The sequence below is a fragment of the Prevotella pallens genome, from assembly GCF_900454935.1.
GTDB classification, from domain to species: Bacteria; Bacteroidota; Bacteroidia; order Bacteroidales; family Bacteroidaceae; genus Prevotella; species Prevotella pallens.
In genome coordinates this window covers 251,613-274,286 of the sequence record NZ_UGTP01000001.1, presented here as the reverse complement: position 1 = coordinate 274,286, position 22,674 = coordinate 251,613, and the positions used below count along the sequence as shown (strand labels likewise).

Genomic DNA, 22,674 nt, shown 5'->3' with positions numbered 1-22,674 from the left:
GAAAGATGAACGAAGAGCTATTTTGGAATATCTCATCGCTCTACAGTGTGGTTATTATGTGCTATAAGATTATATTTCTACATTAATGTTACCAGAATAGCATTTAAAACAACTATCTTTGTAGCGATTAATGGAATTATTAACAGAATAAATTAGATTTTTAGGATATCGATTATGAATGCAATTATAGCTATTATACCAATTGTATTGCTTTTTGTTCTGATGTTAGGAATAAAGATGGCAGGACACAAGAGCGCACTAATTACTTTGCTTGTTACCATAACTTTAGCTTTGTTTGTTGCTCCAGCTATGGGTTTCGTACCACCAAGCTTTACTACTATAGGTGTAGGTTGGGCTGTTATAGAAGGTGTGCTGAAAGCAGTGTTCCCAATTCTGATTATAATATTAATGGCAATTTTTAGCTATAATGTGCTGGTGGAAAGCAAAGATATAGAAGTTATTAAAAACCAGTTTATATCTTTCTCAAACGATAAGGGTGTAATGGTACTTATGTTGGTGTGGGGCTTTGGCGGATTGCTTGAAGGTATGGCTGGTTTTGGAACAGCAGTTGCAATTCCTGCCGCCATTCTCATTTCGTTAGGTTATAAGCCAATGTTTTCGGCTTTGGTATCGCTTATTGCCAACAGTGTACCAACGGGGTTTGGTGCTGTGGGTGTGCCTGTAATAACACTTTCTAACGAGGTGGCGGCAGGTGGTGTAGCATCGCCCGAACTTATTCGCGAAATTTCTACCTATTGCGTAGTGCAGCTTTCGCCACTATTTGTTATATTACCTTTTATTATTCTAACGCTCACCAATAGAAGTAGTAGTGCCATTGGTCGCAATCTGCTTATAGCGTTGTGGGTAGGTGGAATTTCGTTAGCAACACAATATGTAGTGGCTATGTTTCTTGGTGCAGAAACACCAGCCATTATAGGTAGTGTGGCAGCCATAGTTGCTTTAGTGCTTTACAACAGACTGTTTGCACCGAAGAAAGATAATGCAAATGCAAAACACTATACGTTTGGCGAAACCTTACGTGCGTGGAGTGTTTACGGTTTCATTTTGTTGTTCATTCTCTTATCCGGACCATTATTTCCCAGCATTAATGGCTTTTTAAAGTCGCACCTTGTATCGCACGTGTCTTTACCCATTTATGCCGATGGAACAACTTTCAACTTTGGCTGGATTAGCAATGCAGGAATAATGTTGTTTATGGGAACAGTGTTAGGTGGCTTTGTGCAAGGTGTATCGCCCAAAAAACTACTGGTGCTTCTGGCTCGTACCACAGTAAACTTGCGCAAAACAGCAATAACCATTGTTAGCTTAGTTGCGTTAGCTTCGGTAATGAACTATGCTGGAATGATAGTAGTAATAGCTTCGGCTCTTGCAACTGTTACGGGGCAACTCTACCCTGTGTTTGCACCCCTTATAGGGGCAGTAGGAACATTTGTAACGGGTAGCGACACATCGTCGAACATTTTGTTTGCTAAACTACAGGCTAACGTAGCTCATCAGCTAAACTATAGTAACTCCAACTGGCTTGTGGCAGCAAATACGACAGGTGCTACTGGTGGAAAAATAATTTCGCCACAGAGTATAGCCATTGCCACTGCAGCCTGCGATATGCAAGGGCGCGATGGCGAGATATTGAAAGCTGCCATTCCGTATGCTGTTCTATATATTGCTGTGGGAGGACTAATGGTACTACTGGCAGTTTAACCCAAAACAGAGTATAAAACCGCAACGCTGTTATAGTGTAGTTTATACTATTCGTTCTACCCTTTTTTAGTTGTATTGCAGCCATCTTGCTTGCCTGTTTAATCAAACGTAGCAGGCTGCACCTTCGTTATAAGGTTGATTAATTAGCTTAACAACAAAACAAAATATATTAAAACTATAATGGCTAGTTTTAGTTTAATATACCATACTCTATTTGGTTTCTAATTTCTTAATAGAGTATGGCATATAACACATGTTGCGCCATAAAATGAGATGCTTCACGATGTGATGTCATATCTCTTAGTTTCAGACGTCTGAAACACTCGTGGCAGACGTCTGAAACTAACGTGGCAGACGTCTGAAACTTGTGCGATAGATATCTAAAACTTTTATGCCATTTGTTTCGTAATGAACTTTCATATTCCACACCACGCATAAGAATGTGTAATTGCTTGCTAATCTGCTAACAAATACGTACCTTTGCACGCTGAATAAACAAGGAAAGAAGTTAATGAAAAGACTCTATATAGAGACATACGGCTGTCAAATGAATGTGGCAGACTCAGAAGTGGTTGCTTCTGTAATGAAGATGGCAGGATACGATGTGTGCGAAGACGAAAGTCAAGCAGACGCAATTTTTATAAACACTTGTTCCATACGAGAGAACGCAGAAAACAAAATATACAACCGTTTAGAAACACTCTACGCAGAGAAACGAAAGGGACGCGAGGTTATTCTTGGCGTATTAGGCTGCATGGCTGAACGTGTACGTAAAGATTTAATAGAGAACCATCACGCAAACCTTGTATGCGGACCAGACTCGTATCTTAATTTGCCCGAAATGATAGCACGTTGCGAAAATGGACACAACGCAATGGATGTAGACCTCTCTACCACCGAAACATATAAAGACGTTGTGCCACAGCGCATTGGTGGCAACAGAGTATCGGGCTTTGTTAGCATTATGCGTGGTTGTAACAATTTTTGCCACTATTGCATTGTGCCATTTACACGAGGCAGAGAACGCTCGCGCGACGTGGAAAGCATATTGCGCGAGGTGAAAGACTTGCACGACAGAGGTTTTAAAGAGGTTACATTGTTAGGTCAGAATGTAAACTCTTACGGACTACTGCCAAACGGCAAACGCCCAGAAAACGGAACATCGTTTGCAGAGTTGTTGCGAAAAGTGGCACAAAGCGTGCCCGATATGCGTGTGCGTTTTTCAACTTCCAATCCAGAAGATATGACGGAAGATATTTTGCACGCAGTAGCCGATGAACCCAATCTCTGCAAACATATTCATTTCCCAGCACAAAGCGGAAGTAATACAGTGCTGAAGAATATGAACCGCAAATATACTCGTGAAGATTATTTAGAGAAGGTTGCTGCTATTCGCCGTATAATTCCAAATTGCGGATTAACAACCGATATATTTGTGGGCTATCACAACGAAACGTTAGACGACCAAGAATTAACACTATCGTTGGTTCGTGAATGTCAGTTCGACTCAGCCTTTATGTTTAAATATTCGGAACGACCGGGCACATACGCTGCAAAGCACTTACCCGACAACATATCGGAAGAGGAAAAAGTGCGCCGATTGAATGAACTAATAAAACTTCAAACCGAAATATCGGCAGCACAGAATAAGAAAGACGAAGGCAAAGAGTTTGATGTGTTGATAGAACGTTTCAGCAAACGCAGTCGCGAACAACTTATGGGTCGCACCGAACAAAATAAAGCAGTAATTATTCCACGTGGTAAACACCACATAGGGCAAACAGTGCGTGTGCGTATAACAGGTTCTAGCTCGGCAACACTTATTGGCGAAGTAGTAGAATGAGATGGTATAAACCTAACAATGGTAAGTTATGAAAGAATTTCTCCAAATATTACGCAGATTCGTTCCACCTTATAAAAAGTATTTAGTGTGGTCGGTGGTATTCAACATTCTATCTGCCATTCTAAATATCTTCTCGTTTGCAGCACTCATTCCATTACTTCAAATACTGTTTAAAGTAGACACAGGAGCAAAGGCAACACAAGTAATGGCATTGAGCGATGGTTCGCTGAAAGATGTTTTAGCAAACAACGCCAACTATTATACACAGCTATTTATTTCAGATTGCGGACCAACAACAACGTTACTAATTATAGGACTGATAATGGGGTTTATGACTTTTCTGAAAACAGGCGCTTACTTCTTATCGTCAGCCTCAATCATACCAGTAAGAACAGGCGTAGTTTGTGATATACGCAATCAGCTATATCAAAAAATAACATCGCTTTCGCTCAGTTTTTTCAGCGAAGAACGTAAAGGAGATATTATAGCACGTATGAGCGGCGATGTACAAGAAGTAGACTCTTCTGTTATGTCATCACTCGATTTGTTGTTTAAGAACCCAATTCTCGTTTTGATATATTTCATAACGCTGATGTTTATTTCATGGCAGCTCACAATATTTACACTTCTCTTTGTACCACTCTTTGCTTCGCTGATGGGAATAGTAGGACGAAAGCTGAAACAAGGTAGTATTACAGCACAGGCTCTTTGGAGCGACACAATGAGTCAAGTGGAAGAAACACTGGGCGGATTACGCATTATTAAAGCTTTCTGTGCAGAAGCCATAATGAATCAGAGGTTTCAGAAAGTAAACTCTATGTATCGCAACGATATAATGCGTGTGAACATTCGACAACAAATGGCACACCCTATGAGCGAATTTCTTGGTACTATAATGATAATTGTTGTACTGTGGTTTGGCGGTACGCTTGTATTAGGAGAGTCTCCTGTCATCAGTGGTCCTACCTTTATTTATTATCTAGTCATTTTATATAGCATTCTTAATCCATTAAAAGAAATATCAAAGGCTGGCTATAACATTGCAAAAGGATTGGCTTCGATGGAGCGAATCGACAAGATATTGATGGCAGAAAACAATATTAAAGAAGTGGAACAACCCAAGCATATTGAGGCTTTCAACCACCAAATAGAGTTCCGCAACGTCAGTTTTGCATACGATACGATTATAAAAGAAGATGGTACAACAGAGCCAAAATGGGTTTTGCGTAACATCAACTTGAATATACCAAAAGGCAAAACTATTGCACTTGTAGGACAAAGTGGTAGCGGAAAATCTACATTACTCGATCTAATTCCTCGTTATTACGATGTACAAGAAGGCGAAATACTGATTGATGGTATCAATATCAAAGAACTCGGACTACACGATTTGCGCCACCTTATTGGCAATGTAAATCAAGAAGCTATTCTGTTTAACGATACATTCAAAAACAACATAACCTTTGGCGTATCGGCAGACAACGCTAAGGTTATTGAAGCAGCAAAGATAGCTAATGCGCACAACTTTATTTCTCAAACCGAAAAGGGTTACGAAACAAACATTGGCGACCGTGGCGGTAGATTGTCTGGCGGACAACGACAACGTGTTAGTATTGCCCGTGCAATCTTAAAGAACCCTCCTATTCTTATTCTTGATGAGGCTACTTCTGCTCTCGATACAGAAAGCGAACGCTTAGTACAAGATGCTCTTTACAAATTAATGAAGACACGTACGACAATTGCTGTTGCACACCGCCTTTCCACCATTAAGAACTCTGACGAAATATGCGTTATGCACGAAGGCGAAATAGTGGAAAGAGGAACGCACGAAGAGTTAATGCTGCTCAATGGATATTACAAGAAGCTGCACGATATGCAAGAAATATAATTCAATGATAGCATTAAATAAAAACAATATAGCATTTAAGGCATTGCAACCAATGTTTGCTGTGGTAGCTAATATACTATTAGCTTACATTGTTTATTTTGTAGCTCGCGTGGCTTATTTGTTAGAAAACTATTCGTTATTTAAAGAAGGCTTAAGTTTTGAACATTTAATAAGAATGTTTCAGGGTGGTTTAATGTTCGACACTACAGCCATTGTGTATAGTAATGCTCTCTATATACTGTTAATGTTGTTTCCACTTTGGTTTAAAGAAACAAACACCTATCATCGCTTCTGTCGTTGGTTGTTTGTTATTGTAAATGCCATTGGCTTATTCTTAAATCTTTGCGATGCTGTTTACTTTCCATTTACATTGCGACGAACTACAACAAGCGTCTTCAGAGAGTTTGATAACGAGAACAATTTAGGAAGTATATTTGTTACCGAACTTGTAAATCATTGGTATTTTGTATTGGTCTTCGTTGTTGTGGTGTGGGGTATGTATAAACTTTATAGAATGCCCAAAAGCAATATATTCCACTTCAATACTCTCAAAAATAGATGGCAGTTTGTAGGAATAAACTTCCTATCTTTGGCATTTGCAACTGTATTTTGTGTGGGTGGAGCACGTGGCGGATTACAAAGTGGAGTGCGTCCTATTACAATTAGCAATGCCAACGAATATGTAAAACGTCCTATTGAATGTGCATTGGTGCTGAATACTCCTTTTGCTTTAATGAGAACCATTGGTAAAAGTATATTTAAAGTGCCTAATACTTTCGCTTCACTTAATAATGCTGCAAAATATTTTACGCCCATTCATACTCCCAATGCAAATGTAAAAGCCAATAAAAAGAATGTTGTTATACTAATTGTAGAGAGCTTTGGACGCGAATATATTGGTGCTTATAATAAACAACTTGAAGGTGGACACTACAAAGGTTATACGCCAAACGTAGATAAGCTTATTAAAGAAAGTACAGTATTTGAATATTCGTATGCAAACGGACATAAAAGTATAGATGGAATGCCATCTTCGTTGTGTGGTATTCCAATGTTCATAGAACCTTTTATTCTAACTCCCGCATCAATGAACGATTACACTGGAATTCCAGGATATCTTTCTCGTTGGGGCTATCAAACTGCATTTTTTCATGGTGCTAATCGTGGTTCTATGGGTTTTCTTGCTTTTGCCAATAAAATAGGTTTCCAAAAATATTATGGCAGACAGGATTATGCACAAGATAAACGCTTCGGCGGTGATGCTGATTTCGATGGAAATTGGGGCATCTGGGACGAACCTTTCTTGCAATATTATTGTGCAAAGATGAGCGAAATGAAGCAACCTTTTATGACTGCGCTGTTTACTGTTTCGAGTCATCACCCATTTGTAGTGCCAGATAAATACAAAGACAGCTTAAAAGAAGAACAGTTACCTATTCATAAATGTATTCGTTACACTGATATGGCTATCGGACGTTTCTTTGAAACTGCCAGAAAACAAGCTTGGTTTAAAAATACTATATTTATATTGGTAAGCGACCATACTAACCAAAGTAATCATCAACAATATAAAACTGATATTGGAGAATTTAGTGCGCCCTTTATTCTTTACGATCCATCGGGCGAAATAAAGCCTGGAATGCGTGCTGGTATAGCACAACAAATAGATATTATGCCTACTATATTTGGAATTTTAGGCTATAACAAACCCTACTTCTCTTTTGGTTGCGACCTTTTAAATACTCCTCCACAACAAACTTATGCACTAAACTACATCAACGGTGTGTATCAATACACAAAAAATGGCTACACAATGCAGTTTGATGGAAATAGAGTAACAGGCATTTATAGTTTGAAAGACTTGCTAATGCAGCACAATCTTCTGGGGAAAGTGCCTGAACAAGCACAAATGGAACAAGAACTAAAGGCTATTATTTACCAATATATGTACCGCATGGTAAATAACGAACTTAGATAAGTGCTGTATTTGGTTAGAAAATTCCACAAACAACATGTCTTGTTGTAATAAAGAGACAACACTAAGTTATTATGAATATATAAGCTGATAAAGAAACCTTTATCGGCTTTATTTTTGTTTCCTATTCTTAGTGGATTAGTATTAGAACGTGATTTCTTAATATCTTTAACCTGTTTTACGTTTGCTAACCACTAAAATGAGTACAGCGACAATAATAAGCACAAAACCAATTACGATAGGAAACGTTATTGGTTCGCCAAAAATAAGTATTCCCACGCACATAGCCGTTAGAGGCTCGAATACTCCTAACACAGCTGCCATTGTACTGCTTATTTGTTTCAGCGAAATAATAAGCGTTATGTTACTTATTGCTGTAGGAATTAAACCTAACAGGAATAAATGGAGAAGTTGGCTATGCGTTTCTATAATATCTATATGTCCCATAGTGAAAGTGCCATATAAAGTAAGTATGAGCATAGCAAAAAAGAAAATATAGAATGTAAGTTTTAGCGATGGCATCTTACGAATACGCATTCGTGGGAATGTTACCATATAAACAGCATAAAGAAACCCTGAAGCAAGAAGCAAAAACAATCCGGTTACTCCCTTCATACTGCCACCACCATCAAGTATTCCTGAAAGGAAAAACACACCAGCAACTGCAATTGCAATAGAAATGGCTGTGGTTGCAGATAGTTGTTCGTGCAAAAATACCACTGAAAGCAAACAAGTCCATACTGGATAAGAGAACAATAGCGTTGTAGCAATGCCACTTGCCATATAATTATACCCCTCTATAAGTGTGATAGACGATGCCGAATACATAAGAGAGAGAAACAATATGCGCAAGAAATCGCCAAAAGCAAGCCACATTCGTGTGCGATGAAACATAAGCATTCCCAACATTGCAAGACAACCAAAGGCATAACGATAAATTAAAACAGATGTAGAATGCATACCTGTAGAAAGCACAGGTATAGCAAATAGCGGAATTAGTCCAAATGTAATGCCTGATATGCTGGCATTTAAAAATCCTTTTATTGTAGCTGACATCTAACAATTTGTTTTTATAGAAATAAGGCTACAGTTTGCCATAGTGTTCACAGCTTTTTTGTGTAGCACTAAATTATCTTTATTCCTTGCAGATAGTAAAAAAAATCTATTCTTGGCTTATATTTTACACTAATATCTATCTATACGTAGTTTTAAACATACGAATATTTGGTAGAAAAAGCATAACAATATTGTGTCTTTGCCGCATTTTGTGTATGCAAAGTTACAAAGTTACTCTACAATAACCTTATTATATAGGGCATATTTTACTTTTATGGCAAAGAAAGTAAGTAAAAACAGAAGATATAAGAGTAAATAATAGAATTTATTAAAATAATATATTGTTATATCAAACCAATTAACTACATTTGCACTCGTATAATTTTGTTTGATAACGTATATGGCAGGTGCAGCCTTTATATTACGTATAAACAAACAGAACACAGAATGAAGATTAAAAATAAAATACTCTACGGAATTGCATACAGCTTCTGGTTCGTCCTATCGCTGTTGCCATTTCGTATTCTTTTTATATTGTCCGACTGTCTATATTTTATTGTTGCAAAGGTGGTGAAATACCGCCATAAGGTAATTAGGAAAAACCTTAGAGAAAGCTTTCCTGACAAAACAGATAAGGAATTGCGCAATATAGAAAAAGGATTTTACCATTGGTTTTGCGATTATCTTGTAGAAACCATTAAGCTAATGACAATGTCGCCTAACACACTTCGTAAAAGAATGAAATTTACGGGAATGGAAAAATTCAACGAAGTGCTGAAAAATGGTGGCTCATGTGCTGTGTATTTAGGGCACTATTGCAATTGGGAATGGATAACATCTATTCCTTATTGGATACCAAACAACGTGCAATGTTGCGAACTTTATCACCCTTTAGAGAATGAAACCATAGACAAACTATTTAAAGAGGTACGCGAAAAACAGAACGCTCTCTGTATTCCAATGCAAGAATCGTTACGAAAAATAATAAGCTTTAAACGCAATAGTAAGTCGATTGTTGTGGGATATATTGCAGACCAAACACCTCTTTGGTGGAATATACATCATTGGGTAGATTTTCTTCATCACGATACACCTGTGCTTACAGGTGCCGAACGTATAATTCGACATACTAATCAGGTAAGTTTCTACGGATATATGCGTAGACCTAAACGCGGATATTATGAATGCGAAATGAAACTTATGACCGATTGTCTAACCAAAACTTCAGAATTTGAAATAACAGATATATACTTCCGAATGCTCGAAGAAAATATTAAAAATGCTCCTTGCTACTATCTGTGGAGTCATAACAGATGGAAGCGAACACGAGAAGAATTTAACGAAAAGTGGGAAGTTGTAGATGGAAAAGTATTAAGAAAGAAACAAACAAACTAATTCAACAGTTTTATAACAAGTATGAATATGCCAAAAATGAAAGACGAAAAACGCATAAGTCCTGAGGAAACAAAAGAAATGCAACACATTATATTGGGCATTTTAAAAGCCATAGATAAAGTTTGCAGAGAGCATAATTTGCAATATTTTATGATTGCTGGCACAATGTTAGGTGCTGTACGTCATCAAGGTTTTATTCCATGGGACGATGATGCAGATGTTGCATTGCCACGTCCAGACTATGAAATTCTGTTGAAACACGCTAATGAATGGTTGCCTAAAGAGTATGAACTTGTAGATTATGAGAAGAATTGCCATTATCCATACCAATTTGCACGCATACAAGACAAACGAACTACTTATATTTTACGCCGTAGTTTCAACTTCTTAGGTGGTATTCCTGTAGATGTATTTCCTATTGACGGAATTACAGATAACAAACTTGCCTGTAAGTTCCATTATATGCGCTATAACTTTGTAAACAAACTACTTTATTATTCGCAGCGCGACCCCTACAAACACGGTAAAGGCATAGGTTGCTTGTTTTATAAAACACTACAAAAAATATTTTCGCCACAAAAAATACACCGTGTTCTCACTAAAATTCAGTCGCAATATTCTTATATAAATAGTAAATTGGCAGCCGACCACGACAATCGCCCCGAACGAGGTATACTTCCAAAAGAAGTTTATGGAACACCCACACCTATTATGTTTGAAGGTGTTGAACTTATGGGAGTAGCGCAGCCCGATGCATATCTTTCTTATTGTTATGGCAATTATATGGAACTACCAAACGATATACCTCCACAGAATTTTCGCTATATGGATATGAAATTGCCGTATAAAAACTATAAAGGCTCTGCTTCAATGAAGAAGTCGTAAACTCTGGATTTCATTTATAAGAGCTAATAAGAAACAAAAGGCAAGTAGGAGGGGCAAGAAATGTTATAAACCAATTATTGTTTTAAATTGGGGAGTAAATATTTTGTAATTACAAAATGGAGAAACAATAATAAGAAATTTGAAAAGTATAATTATGTTTTTCTAATTTTTTATTATAAATTAAGCAGAGTATTTTTTATGGTGTTAAATATTGATAGGTTTTATTCGCTATGGTGTCATCATATTTCTGGCAATACTCTCCTTACTTTTGTTAAAAGTAAATTACTTTGCTCAGTATTAAAACACATCTGCAAAAAAATAATGAACATATTGAACAAAAATACCTTTCGTAGCCCATTGAGTTGGCTTTGATTTATGGGCTAATTATATTTGTTTTGCATTATTGGTTATATTTATTTTCTGGAGAAAAAGTAAAGGTATAGTTTGTTTTTATGAGGTAAAATGTGTTATGGCAAATGTATATCGGGCGGATATAGAACAAAAAAGAGGGTGCTTACAAGAAACACCCATCTGTTATTCTAAATCTATGTGTTCCACTTCAATATCATTGGTTACAAATATGCGTGCAACCTCTTTAAATTTTTCGGCATTTTCGGTGGTGTAATAGTGTGCAGTTCCATTTTTTGTACAGCGAGCATCTATTTCTGTATGACGTGTTAGATAGTCTTTTAAACTTTCTGCAACATATTCGCCTTGCGATACTATTTTTATGCCGTCAGGAACATATTGTTTTATTTTTGGCATTAAAATAGGATAGTGAGTACAGCCCAAAATTAGAGTATCAATATCGGGATCTAACCACAAAATATGGTCAATTCTCTTTTTAACAAAATAATCTGCCCCAGCTCCTGTAGCTTCATTATTCTCAACAATAGGAACCCATAACGGACATGCTACTCCCGTAACATCTAATTCGGGCCAAAGTTTATTTATTTCAATGTTGTAGCTATTGCTTTTTGTGGTTCCCGGTGTAGCAAGAATACCAATATGTTTTGTTTGGGTAAGCTTTCCTACTATTTCAGCTGTAGGACGAATAACACCAAGTACCCTGCGTTGTGGGTCTATTTTTGGTAAATCGTTTTGCTGAATGCTGCGAAGAGCCTTTGCCGAAGCAGTATTACAACCAAGAATTACCAACTGACACCCCATTTCGAATAGTTTTAATACAGCCTGACGGGTGAATTGATATACAATATCGAACGAACGTGTACCGTATGGCGCACGAGCATTATCGCCAAGATAAGCATAATCGTATTGCGGAAGTAGCTCGCGAATAGCTTTTAATATAGTAAGTCCACCATATCCTGAGTCGAATACTCCTATTGGACCCGGTGTTTGTGTTAGCAATTTGTTCATACTTTTATTGCAAGGCAGTTTTTAAAGCAACAGTTATATCTTCGCCAACCATATTGTTTACGTATGGCAGTGCATTATTATCGGCATTTAGAATAAAAGCGTAACCACTTTCTTGTGCCATTTTAGCTATTGTTTTTTTTAGTTTTGCATGCACTGGTGCGTATATTTGTTGTTCGGCTTGTTCAATTAGTCGGTCAGCTTCCTTTTTAAAAGCAATATTTTTGTCTAACAATTCTTGCAATTCAGCCTGTCGTTTTTTTAATATAGATGGTGCAAAGTTGCGTTGTCCTTCTAAAAATTCCTCGTATTTAGTGTGAAAATCGTTCTCAGACCTTGTTGTTTCTGCATCGTATTTTGCACGAAGATCGTTAATACTACGTGTAGCTGCAGCATATTCGGGCATAGATTTCAACACTTCGGTATAATTGAAGTAGGCAAACTTTAGTGTGTTTTGTGCATTTGTCGTAATTGTAATGACGGCAAATGCAAGACAAACGAAGATTTTTTTTATCATAATTGCATACTTATTTTTTTGTTATATAAAAAAAGACCACAGCAAGAACAAAGTTTTTGCGGTAGTCTTACTCTTTCCATAAAGCATTAATGGCTCTGGAAAATAATAATGGGGCAGACGCCCACTTTATTAATAAGAGTTTGCAGCATAAGCCGCAAACATTCTTATATCTTACTTCATTTTAGCAAGCTGAGCTTTAACTTCTGCAGTAATATCTTTGCTAATGGCTTCGTTAATATACAATGGTTGGCCAGCACCTTTTTCCATAATATAAACATAGCCACCAGTTTTAGCTACAGTTTCGATAGCTTTACGTACTTTATCGAGTACTGGACCCAACTTTTGTTGTTGTTGTTCGTTAAAAGCCTTCTGGTTGTCTTGAGCAGTTTGTTGAATTTTAGTGTACATATCCTGAAGAGCTTTTTCAGTTTCAGCCTGTTTTGTGGCATTCATTGTACTCTTTGTTTTGTCGTATTCCTCTGCTTTGCGTTGCAATTCGGTCTGCATATCGGTAAGTTGTTTCTCGTATTCCTTACCTTTAGCCTCTAATTCTTTTTGAACATTAGTAGCTTCTGGCAATGATAGCAAGAGAGCTTGTGAATCGATATGACCAAATTTCTGTGCAAATAAACTCATAGGAGCACAGAGCATCAACATTAAAATAAGCTTTTTCATATTCTTTTGTGTTTTAATTGTTTGTAAATTTCTATTTTTGTTTACTTTATTTTATTTCTCTCTCAACTATTATTGGTTACCATAACCCAATTTTGCTAATACTTCGTTGCTAATATCTACCTTTGGAGAGCCATATATAATGCCAGAAGTAGAACTTGAACGGTCGATTACAAGACTATAACCACGTTGGTCGGCAACATCTTTAACAGCATTGTATATTTCGTCTTGAATAGGTGTAATAAGACTGGTGCGTTTTTTGAAAAGTTCGCCCTCTGGTCCAAAATACTTACGCTTTAAGTCGGCTGCTTGTTTCTCTTTTGCCATAATAGCCTCTTGTTTCTTTTTCTTCTGTTCTTGCGAAAGGAAAACAACTTCGTTCTGATAATTCTTATACATTGTGGAAGCTTCGGTGTTAAGTGCTTCAACTTCTGCCTGCCATTTCTTACTAACCTGATTTAATTGTTCGTTGGCACGCTCGTAAGCTGGAATATTACTAAGCAAATATTCCATATCTATGAGTGCAAATTTCTGTGCATGGGCTGCAATAGACGCTACAGCCATCAGACATAGTACAATAAACTTTTTCATTGTTAATATCTTTTCTTGTTATTTATGTATGCTGCCGCTAAAAGAGTAGCATTGTTAAGTTGTTAGAATTCTTGTCCCAATATAAAGTGGAACTGACTTCCTCCTCTTTTTCCAAATACTTTATCGAAACCGTATGCCCAGTCGATACCCATCATACCAACCATTGGAAGGAAAATGCGTACACCTATACCTGCAGAACGTTTTACATCGAATGGATTAAACTTAGAAGTTTCTGTCCACGCATTACCAGCTTCCACAAAACCAAGACCATAAATGGTGGTATTACCCAAAAGGAATGGATAACGAAGTTCAAGAGTCATACGTTCGTAAGCATAACCTTCTCCGTGTTGTGTAAGTTGTCCGTTCTCGTAACCTCGTAAACCAATAGTTTCTTGTGCATAATTAGAAGAGTATCCACTCATACCATCACCTCCCATATAGAATGTTTCAAATGGACTCTTTTTATACTTGTTGTAGCTTCCTAATAAACCAAATTCTATACGCGTCATTAGCACGAAACATTTGTTGCCATTATTGAGAGCAGTAAAGGTACGTGCCTTAAACTTCCACTTATGATATTCTACCCAACGGTATTTTTCTTGTTGTTCTTCCTGATAAGTTGCTGAAAAACGGTCGTTGGCAAGATGTTTATAATCTTTCTTATCGAATTTAGACCATGGTGGAGTAATTGATAACGAGGCAGAAAATTCGGAACCTGTACGTGGATATAGTTGGTTGTCGGTAGAACTACGATTGAGCGTTATGTTCAAACTTAAATTATTGGCTGTACCATTAGACATTACAAAGAAATAGCGCCAATTCTTTAAGATATAACGTTGGTAAGATAATTGTAAAGACAACTGGAAATAGTCGTCTGGCCATCTTAAACGTTTACCCCAACCAGCATAGAAACCCCATATTTGAATGTATTTATCTGGATCGAGATAATTTTCGTAGTTATTATAATTATAATTTCCTACACCATACATATAGTTATAATAATTCTCCATATAACTACGGTTGTAATAGCTGGAATTTAAATCGGTAGATTTAGAAAAGTTTGCACCTAATGTAAACTGAATAGGGCGTTTTCCACCAAACCAATTTGTTGCATATTGCAAACCATACGATTGATAATACTTACCATTAGTTTGAGCATTTAACGACATAGTTTCACCATCGCCAATAGGTAAGAAACCTTTGTGATCTTTATTCTTTTTCAGCAGATTTGCTATAGAGAAGTTGTTCAGTTTTAAACCTAATTGTAGCAGAGCACCCATCTGTCCCCAACCTAATGACATTTGAATTTGGTCGTTCGATTTCTGTTTTAAGTTCCAGTTTATATCTACAGTACCATCTTCGTAATTTGGTTTTGGTTCTGGATTTACCGACTCTGGGTCGAAATGTCCCATAGAAGCTAAATCGCGTGCAGTACGCATTAGTGCAGCTTTAGAGAAAAGATCGCCCGGTTTTGTACGCAATTCACGACGAACTACATTTTCGTAGATACGAACGTTTCCATTAATGCGCACACGTTTAATACGTGCTTGTTGTCCTTCGTAGATACGCATTTCCAAATCTACAGAATCGCCAACAATGTTTACTTCTGTAGGTTGTAAGTTATAGAAAAGATAACCGTGGTCCCAATATTGGTTACCAACAGACGATTCATCTTCCGACAAACGTTTATTAAGATATTTCTGATTGTAAACATCACCTTTCTTAATGTCGAGTAATGAGTTTAAGAAATCTGTAGAATAAACAGTATTACCCACCCACGTGATATTACGAATATAGTATTTCTTTCCTTCGTTTACTTTAACATATACGTTTACATGTTTATCATCTGCATTCCAAATACTATCTTTTAAAATAGCAGCATCGCGAAAACCATATTCGTAATACTTATCTATTAAATGCTTTTTATCTTCTGTCCAACGTTCTGGAGTAAACTTTTTAGCTTTAAGAAGAGTAGAAAGTTTTCCTGCTTCGTTTGTTTTAGTAAAAGCTCCCTTCTTAAAGAAAGTTCCTTTTATTATTTTATCGGATAGTTGTTCATTACCGTCAATAAAAATATGACGTACCTTTTTCTTTTCTTTTTTATCTACGTCTATATCAAGAATAACCTGATTTTTTGCAGTAACATCATCGCGTTGTCTAATTTGCACAGTGGCATCTTTATATCCTTTATCATCGAAATACTTTTTTGCAAGTATCTGAGCACGGTCTATCATGTTAGGTGTTATTTGTCCTCCTTTCATAATACCTAACTTCTGTTCCATATCCTCGCGTTCGCTTTTCTTTAATCCATTATAGTTAATGGTAGAAATGCGTGGACGTGCCTTTAGATAGATATGAAGATATGCGTTATCTCCTACCAAAGAATCTACAGCGATTGAAACATCAGAGAACAAACCATGTTTCCAATAGCGTTTTACAGCATTTGTTATAGCTGTTCCTGGAATTTCTATATCCTGTCCTACAGACAATCCTGATATTCCTATCAAAACATAATCTTCGTAGCCATCTACTCCCGACACAGATATACCAGCTAACTTATATGTTTGTGGGTTTGCGGCGTATGAGATGATTGGATTTACGATCTTCTGTTGGGCTTTTATTTGCAAACCAAAGCTAAGAATAAAAGCTAATAGTATTAAGACCTTTTTCGTATTACTCATTTATAGCGTATCTTATTTGTTTCTTTGTTCTGTTTCTATTTGTTTCTCTGTTTTTCCGAAACGGCGTTGCCGTTTTTGATAGTCGGCTATTGCTGTATGCAAATCAGCTTCGTTGAAGTCTGGCCAATAAGTATCGCAAAAATATAGTTCCGAATAGGCTAACTGCCAAAGTAAGTAATTGGAAATGCGATACTCTCCTCCTGTTCTAATCAATAAATCAGGGTCGGGCATAAAGTTTGTACAAAGATGTTTATTTATAATATTCTCGTCGATATCTTCTACTTTCTGCTCGCCTTTTTGTACTTCTATTGCTATTTGTTTTGTTGCTTCTGTAAGTTCCCATCGTGCCGAATAACTTAGTGCAACAACCATAGTCATAGCATTGTTGTTTGCTGTATGTTCTATCGTTTCTTTCAGCTTTTCGGCAACGGCAACAGGTAAACGTTTAATATCTCCGATAACTTGGAAGCGCACATTATTCTTCATAAATATTTCGTCTTCAAGAGAAGTCAGCACTAATCCCATAAGTGCAGCTATTTCATCTGACGGGCGATTCCAATTCTCTGTAGAAAATGTGTATAATGTTAGGTATTTCACACCTAATCGTGTGCATTCTGATGTTATTCGACGCACAGTTTCTACTCCCGCTTGATGTCCATACGATCTTGGTTTATTGCGTTCTGTAGCCCAACGTCCATTGCCATCCATTATTATGGCAATATGTTGTGGAATGCGTTTCATATCTAATTCTTCTACCATATTTTTCGAAGATTGTTTTTATTTCTTTATTTATAGATGCGATAAACTGGAAAGCTACATCTTACTCGTCTTCGTTATGACACGTTCTACATTTAGCCATAAAGCTATAAGTTACGGTAAGTTGTAAAGTTGAATAACAGTCGGTATTCTTAAATGCTCCACTACTTTTTATATCGTATGGATCCTTTTGTCCGTCCAATTCATCAGATAAACAAAAGTGCATTGCCCACTCCAATCCAATATTTGTTCGTTCGCCTAATTTATATTTAACACCTATTCCTATTGGAACATTTGCAGAGAATGCCGATTTTTTTGCTCCGTTCTTTATTTGTACATAAGTAGCACCTAATCCTCCAAAAACAAAAGGAGTTAAACGTTGCGCCCCTCTATATTCTCTTCCAGTACCATAAGGCCAGAAATTGTATTCGTATGTAGTTCCTACATCTATTAATGTATTGTTAAACTCGTAAGGTGTTGTAGCAAATTTTGGGTAATAGGTTTTGATATCGCTTGATTTTCCCTTTATCTTGCCATACGAAATATTGAATTTTAAGCCCATATACGGATTAAACGCATAACGTGCTAATACAGTTCCCATTGGCTGAAGGTTTTTTGTTAGCGAACTATTAAAGTCGCCTAAGTATCCCATCATTCCTATTCCTGCACCCAATTCCATTCTGTACTCTTCACCATCTTGTGCCTGAATAGGAACATAAGCTAAGAGGAACAATATATAGAAAAGGATACGTTTCATTTCTTTTATTTTATAGTTTGACAGTTTGCCCGATAGAGCCTTATAGTCATTAATAACTTCTTGTAAATTCGGTTTGTTGTTTACTCCAACCTTCGCTGTTTAATCTGCCTTTCCAAACCTTATTGCCACAAACAATCCAAATATATTTCTGACTGTCTGCTGCTATTGCAAAGTTTCTTGATGGAGTTTCTGTTGGATAAACATAATGTTTATTGGTTGTCCAAACTATGCCATTGTTTATACTTTCTTTAATTGGAGCAAACTTGCCATTGTCTGTAACTCCAAATGCCATAGCCTTATTGTTGTAATAAATCACTGATAGATGGTTGTATTTAGGTAGTTGAAACTCACTACTTACTTCGGTTTCAACAAATGACCATTTGTAACTTGTAGATGTACTCGTACCATCAATTAGTTTAGTCCATGCCACTACGAAATTGTTGGTTGTATTTGTGCCGAAAAGTGTAACTCTACTTATTTGGTTATCTGTAGCCGATGGTTGATATATAAAACCAATGCCGTTGGTTGGCAGATAAGAAGAATTTGCATCTAATGCTTCGTTAGTCCAACTTACACCATTATCTTTAGATACCATAAGTGTATTACTATTCGATAGTGCATACAGTTCTGTTGCTCCTGCAGCTACTAATTGTTGTAGTGGAGCAGTACTTACCGTAGTCCAAGTTACTCCATCGTTCGAATGTTTAATTTGTCCATTGTCAAGCAAAAACATTCCATTTTCAGTCGCAATTACGTTTTTATAACTTGTGGCACCGAATGTTGTTGGGACTTGTGTCCACGTGTTTCCATCGTTCTCTGCTGTGAAGTAACATATAGTTTGACTTCCTTTTTTGCCAAACACATACATTTTTTTATTATAACTGACCATTTTCACATCATCGAATAATGCAAAATTTGTATTATCATTAAGTGTGTTCCACTTAAATTCGTTACCACGTTGCTTGTGTACATTTAAAGTTATGGTGTATGTTTTGCGATATTCTCCATTCTGTGAGTAAACTTCGATAATGCGTGGTTGTGAGAAATCGATAGAGTCGTTCTCTTTATAAGGCGTTGCTGCACCAATGGTTAGCGGTCTTATAAATATTTTTCCATTACTCTTGGCAGTTATGTTTGTAAGCACTGCTTTTGCTCTTGTTCCATAGGGCAATGAATCTGGGTTGTAGATAGTTCCATTATTCTGATTTATATAGAACCTATATGTTGTGGGCTTATACTTGGTAACAACAACAGTATCTTTTCCAGCTGCATTTACGGTATCGTGTAGAATCTTTACTTCCTTAATAGAGAAAGCAACAATTGCAGTGGCTTGCGAACTATTATCTGGTACTTTTTCTTCTTCTTTAAAGCAAGATGTTAGTGCAAGTGCCATTGTTAGCATTGCCACAAGGGAATATATCTTATGTTTCATCGGACAATAATTATACTATATTGTGTGCAAATTTACTTAGAATTCTTTAGATACTGCTCACTTTTGATAGTTTATTATGTAAATTATTGTTTTTAATGCCTATTTTTAAGTTCTTTAAGTAATGCCTAATCATCTAAATAACGTAAGTCTGATGACCATTGTATTCCCGCATAAAAATCTTACAGGTCCCTGATAGATAAGAAATATCGGAAGATTGATGTTTTATCTATTCTTTAATAACGAAGTGGCTACGCCCATATTCCAGCTGTGAATGCTCTTTTGATTGTACAATAGGTATTCATTTCTGTCTTAATAGGTATAATCAGTAAACAAATAAATAGTTGGTGTGAAAGCATAGTTTATATTTACTTGCCCATTGAAAGCAATTCTTGGTAAACAAGTTCAAAATTTAACTGAGCAAAGTTTGACCGGGTAAGATTCTTTCTGTAGTTCAATTGGAAGAACCAATTATCGTTCGGTCGATATTTTATAGTAACTATAGGAATGTAACAAACCCGAGAAAATTTGTTTCGTTAAGTACAAACATAAGTTTTTGCACAAAGGTAGCATAATCGCTATAGTAGGCAAAGGCGGATAGTATAGTCATTCCCTTAAAAGCCGAATATTAGGCTTTTAAGGGCTGACTATTTAATAACATCTATTCTTTTAAGGATTTTCGAAACCTCTTTATCTGTACGTAAATTTATGTTTATCTGCTACTTCGTTGTTGGTACAATACCTGCATCAGTATCAGAGTTATGAATACGTTGGTTCACCTCAGAGCTATGCTTTCCAAAGTTCAGGTTGAAATGAAAGTCTATGCCGAAAACCTTACATAGATTTTTCGACCATACCATTTGATTATAAGGAGCAAGATGGGAAAGATTTTCTACAGACATTTCATAACGTGAACTGAAGATGTTCTGCAACTGGAGTTCTACACCCCATTTTTCTCTATTGTACCCAAAGACTATACTATGTGATTTCTCATCTTTGTTAAGTGTCTCCCCCCACAGGCTATGAAAACTTGTCTCAAGATTGGCGCCTACATACCAATTCTTGTACATTCCCATTAAGTTGGCACGCAAGCCCCAATTGGTATGTGTATGCGTATAAGTATTGCCATTGCTGATATAGCGATTGACAAATGGGGCTAATTGAATGGATATATAATCCTTCCAAGGTTGTACTTTTAGGTTTATTTGAGAGTTTAGACGATGGAAGCCCCTTTGATTGGCATAACTCCTAACATAGAGGCCATTCGAGTAGGTTGTTTCTTCCATATATGGTTTGTCGTCATAACTGTAACGGGTAAACCATTCTGCACTGATATACTTTGTTTCTACGCTAATTGATAGTTCATTAGAGAAAAATCTGACTGCCTGTAGATTTGGATTTCCACGGCGTATTTGGTAAATATCTATGTGTTGTTCAACATTGCTTAATTCGGCAAGTGAAGGTGCGTACCCTCCCATATAGGCTTTATAGCGTATTGACAGATAATTGTTGAAACGATACCCCAGCAGAATAGTCGGGCGAAATATATATTTTACCTGTTTTGCATTTCCTTGGCTAACATAGGTTCTCATAGCACCTACACCTACCATATAATCCAGTTTCCCTAACTTTGAGGCCCATTCTCCAAAAGCATAACTCTCACCTGTATTCATCTTTACACTTGAGGATGTATTTCCATCGTATGCATTTTTTGTGTACATCTGCTGATGTCGCAGACCGAATGACAACCGCGAATACTTGATTTTCTGCTCGTAAATAACTTCAGCTATAGCCGAATATTTATTACCATCGACATGAGATGTTATTTCTTGTACAGCATTTCCCTGAGATTGACGATATAAACGGTCGTTTTTAGTATTGATATATGTTCCTATCAGGTCAAAGAAAAGATGCTTATCCTTGGAAAACTCATGTTGATAATAAATATCTAACGATGGATTGTTGCTCCTTGACTTGGTGCGGTCCATGATATCGAATGTGTTGCTATCCTGGATAAGTTTAGAATTTCTATCAGATACCGCATGCGGCGTATTGTTATATAAATCACGAAAAGTAACACTCAATATGTTTCCGCTATTTATGTAATCGTATCCTATGGATAGATTGATGTTATCATATCGTGCCTTTGTCTTTTGCCCTATCTCATAGTTCCTGATACTGGGTGTCGTTGCATTGAAAGTCTCTATGTTTTCACGTAACCAGTTTATATCACGCCGATTCCAGTTTACAGATGTCTTGAAGCTTGACTTACCTATATGATAATTACCCGATAGCTGATAATCTCCTATACCTAAAGGATTGATAGTGTTCACCAACTCTCCGGAGATGCTCCCTCCATTCTTCTTTTCCTTTAAGATAATGTCAATTACAGCAGCTACATTTCCATATCTTAGACCGGGATTATCATAGTATTCTATTTTCAATACATCTGCCGGCAAAAGAGCCTTCACCTCCTGTATCTCTGCCTTTACACCATTAATACGCAATTCTACGGCATCCCCTATCGTGGTAGTTACCTTACTGTCAAGCGTATTCACTGAGATGCGTGAAAGCTGAAGATGCTGCAACAAATTAAAACCATTGCCTGATGTCTTTCGCTGAAGCTGATTAGGGATAATAATTTGTCGGTCTGCTTTCTGTGTTACGCTGTTGACTGTCACGGTTACGCCATTAAGCTGCTTACTATCTGGCTCCAACATTATTGTACCTACCGATAGGTGCTTAGAAATGTTTTGGCATTTAATTTCCTGCGTAGAATATCCAACAAAAGATATCCTTATTCTATAGTTCTCTCCTTCATGCGTATTCAGTTCAAAGCCACCATTCATATCAGTTACCACTCCACCAATCATCTTATTTTCGCTTTCACGAAACAACGAAACAGTTGCAGCTGGTAATGGTTGCTTATTTTCATCTACTACCGTACCCGTAGTTTGTGCAGCAAGAATACCATAGCAGCCAGACATGAGCAACGTGAGAATTTTCTTTTTCATAGACATTATATTATTTATTATATGTATTGTCTTATTATAATTTTTGAATAAACATCATGATATGCCGACAACTTTTCTTGTCTTTCGATGTTGCAAAGGTAATATTTTTTTTATTTTCA

The 22,674-nt window shown here is 36.8% G+C and carries 16 protein-coding genes; 6 read left to right on the top strand and 10 right to left on the bottom strand.

The window, feature by feature from the left end:
* The first annotated feature begins 174 nt into the window (after positions 1–174).
* The 4 genes from DX009_RS01135 to DX009_RS01120 all read left to right on the top strand — a co-directional run bounded on the left by DX009_RS01135 (position 175) and on the right by DX009_RS01120 (position 7,431).
* Complete coding sequence (locus tag DX009_RS01135; protein ID WP_115082735.1) at positions 175–1,722, top strand: L-lactate permease; 1,548 nt, start codon at positions 175–177, stop codon at positions 1,720–1,722.
* A 511-nt stretch (positions 1,723–2,233) separates the two neighbouring features.
* A complete protein-coding gene (miaB, locus tag DX009_RS01130) occupies positions 2,234–3,565 on the top strand; it encodes a tRNA (N6-isopentenyl adenosine(37)-C2)-methylthiotransferase MiaB (protein WP_040595335.1) in 1,332 nt (443 codons plus the stop codon).
* Positions 3,566–3,593: 28 nt separating this feature from the next.
* Entirely contained in the window at positions 3,594–5,453 is a 1,860-nt protein-coding gene (locus tag DX009_RS01125) for an ABC transporter ATP-binding protein (protein ID WP_115082734.1), read from the top strand.
* A 4-nt stretch (positions 5,454–5,457) separates the two neighbouring features.
* Positions 5,458–7,431, top strand: coding sequence for an LTA synthase family protein (locus DX009_RS01120; RefSeq protein WP_040595334.1), 1,974 nt, complete (start codon positions 5,458–5,460; stop codon positions 7,429–7,431).
* 165 nt (positions 7,432–7,596) lie between these two features.
* Here the strand turns inward: DX009_RS01120 and DX009_RS01115 are convergent, their stop codons facing one another.
* On the bottom strand, positions 7,597–8,484 hold the full coding sequence (locus DX009_RS01115; protein WP_115082733.1) for a DMT family transporter: 888 nt from the start codon (positions 8,482–8,484) through the stop codon (positions 7,597–7,599).
* A gap of 447 nt (positions 8,485–8,931) precedes the next feature.
* Here DX009_RS01115 and DX009_RS01110 point away from each other — a divergent pair, with 447 nt between their 5' ends.
* Entirely contained in the window at positions 8,932–9,879 is a 948-nt protein-coding gene (locus tag DX009_RS01110) for a lysophospholipid acyltransferase family protein (protein ID WP_115082732.1), read from the top strand.
* Between the two features lie 21 nt (positions 9,880–9,900).
* Positions 9,901–10,764: a LicD family protein gene (locus DX009_RS01105; RefSeq protein WP_115082731.1), complete on the top strand. Its 864-nt coding sequence runs from the start codon at positions 9,901–9,903 to the stop codon at positions 10,762–10,764.
* Positions 10,765–11,298: 534 nt separating this feature from the next.
* On the opposite strand, the gene murI is transcribed toward DX009_RS01105, so the two are convergent.
* The 9 genes from murI to DX009_RS01055 form a co-directional block, all read right to left on the bottom strand.
* Positions 11,299–12,141: a glutamate racemase gene (murI, locus tag DX009_RS01100; RefSeq protein ID WP_115082730.1), complete on the bottom strand. Its 843-nt coding sequence runs from the start codon at positions 12,139–12,141 to the stop codon at positions 11,299–11,301.
* Between the two features lie 4 nt (positions 12,142–12,145).
* Positions 12,146–12,655, bottom strand: coding sequence for an OmpH/Skp family outer membrane protein (locus DX009_RS01095; RefSeq protein ID WP_006043782.1), 510 nt, complete (start codon positions 12,653–12,655; stop codon positions 12,146–12,148).
* Positions 12,656–12,826: 171 nt separating this feature from the next.
* Positions 12,827–13,330: an OmpH/Skp family outer membrane protein gene (locus tag DX009_RS01090; RefSeq protein WP_006043781.1), complete on the bottom strand. Its 504-nt coding sequence runs from the start codon at positions 13,328–13,330 to the stop codon at positions 12,827–12,829.
* Between the two features lie 69 nt (positions 13,331–13,399).
* A complete protein-coding gene (locus DX009_RS01085) occupies positions 13,400–13,918 on the bottom strand; it encodes an OmpH/Skp family outer membrane protein (RefSeq protein WP_115082729.1) in 519 nt (172 codons plus the stop codon).
* A 62-nt stretch (positions 13,919–13,980) separates the two neighbouring features.
* A complete protein-coding gene (locus DX009_RS01080) occupies positions 13,981–16,599 on the bottom strand; it encodes a BamA/OMP85 family outer membrane protein (protein ID WP_115082728.1) in 2,619 nt (872 codons plus the stop codon).
* Between the two features lie 12 nt (positions 16,600–16,611).
* Complete coding sequence (locus DX009_RS01075) at positions 16,612–17,358, bottom strand: isoprenyl transferase (RefSeq protein WP_115082727.1); 747 nt, start codon at positions 17,356–17,358, stop codon at positions 16,612–16,614.
* Between the two features lie 61 nt (positions 17,359–17,419).
* Complete coding sequence (porG, locus tag DX009_RS01070) at positions 17,420–18,112, bottom strand: type IX secretion system protein PorG (protein WP_040595448.1); 693 nt, start codon at positions 18,110–18,112, stop codon at positions 17,420–17,422.
* 49 nt (positions 18,113–18,161) lie between these two features.
* The gene (locus tag DX009_RS01065) at positions 18,162–19,544 is read right to left on the bottom strand and encodes a DUF6242 domain-containing protein (protein WP_115082726.1); all 1,383 of its coding nucleotides are present in this window, start codon (positions 19,542–19,544) and stop codon (positions 18,162–18,164) included.
* Between the two features lie 716 nt (positions 19,545–20,260).
* Positions 20,261–22,555: a TonB-dependent receptor gene (locus tag DX009_RS01055; protein WP_245944555.1), complete on the bottom strand. Its 2,295-nt coding sequence runs from the start codon at positions 22,553–22,555 to the stop codon at positions 20,261–20,263.
* Positions 22,556–22,674: the final 119 nt, after the last annotated feature.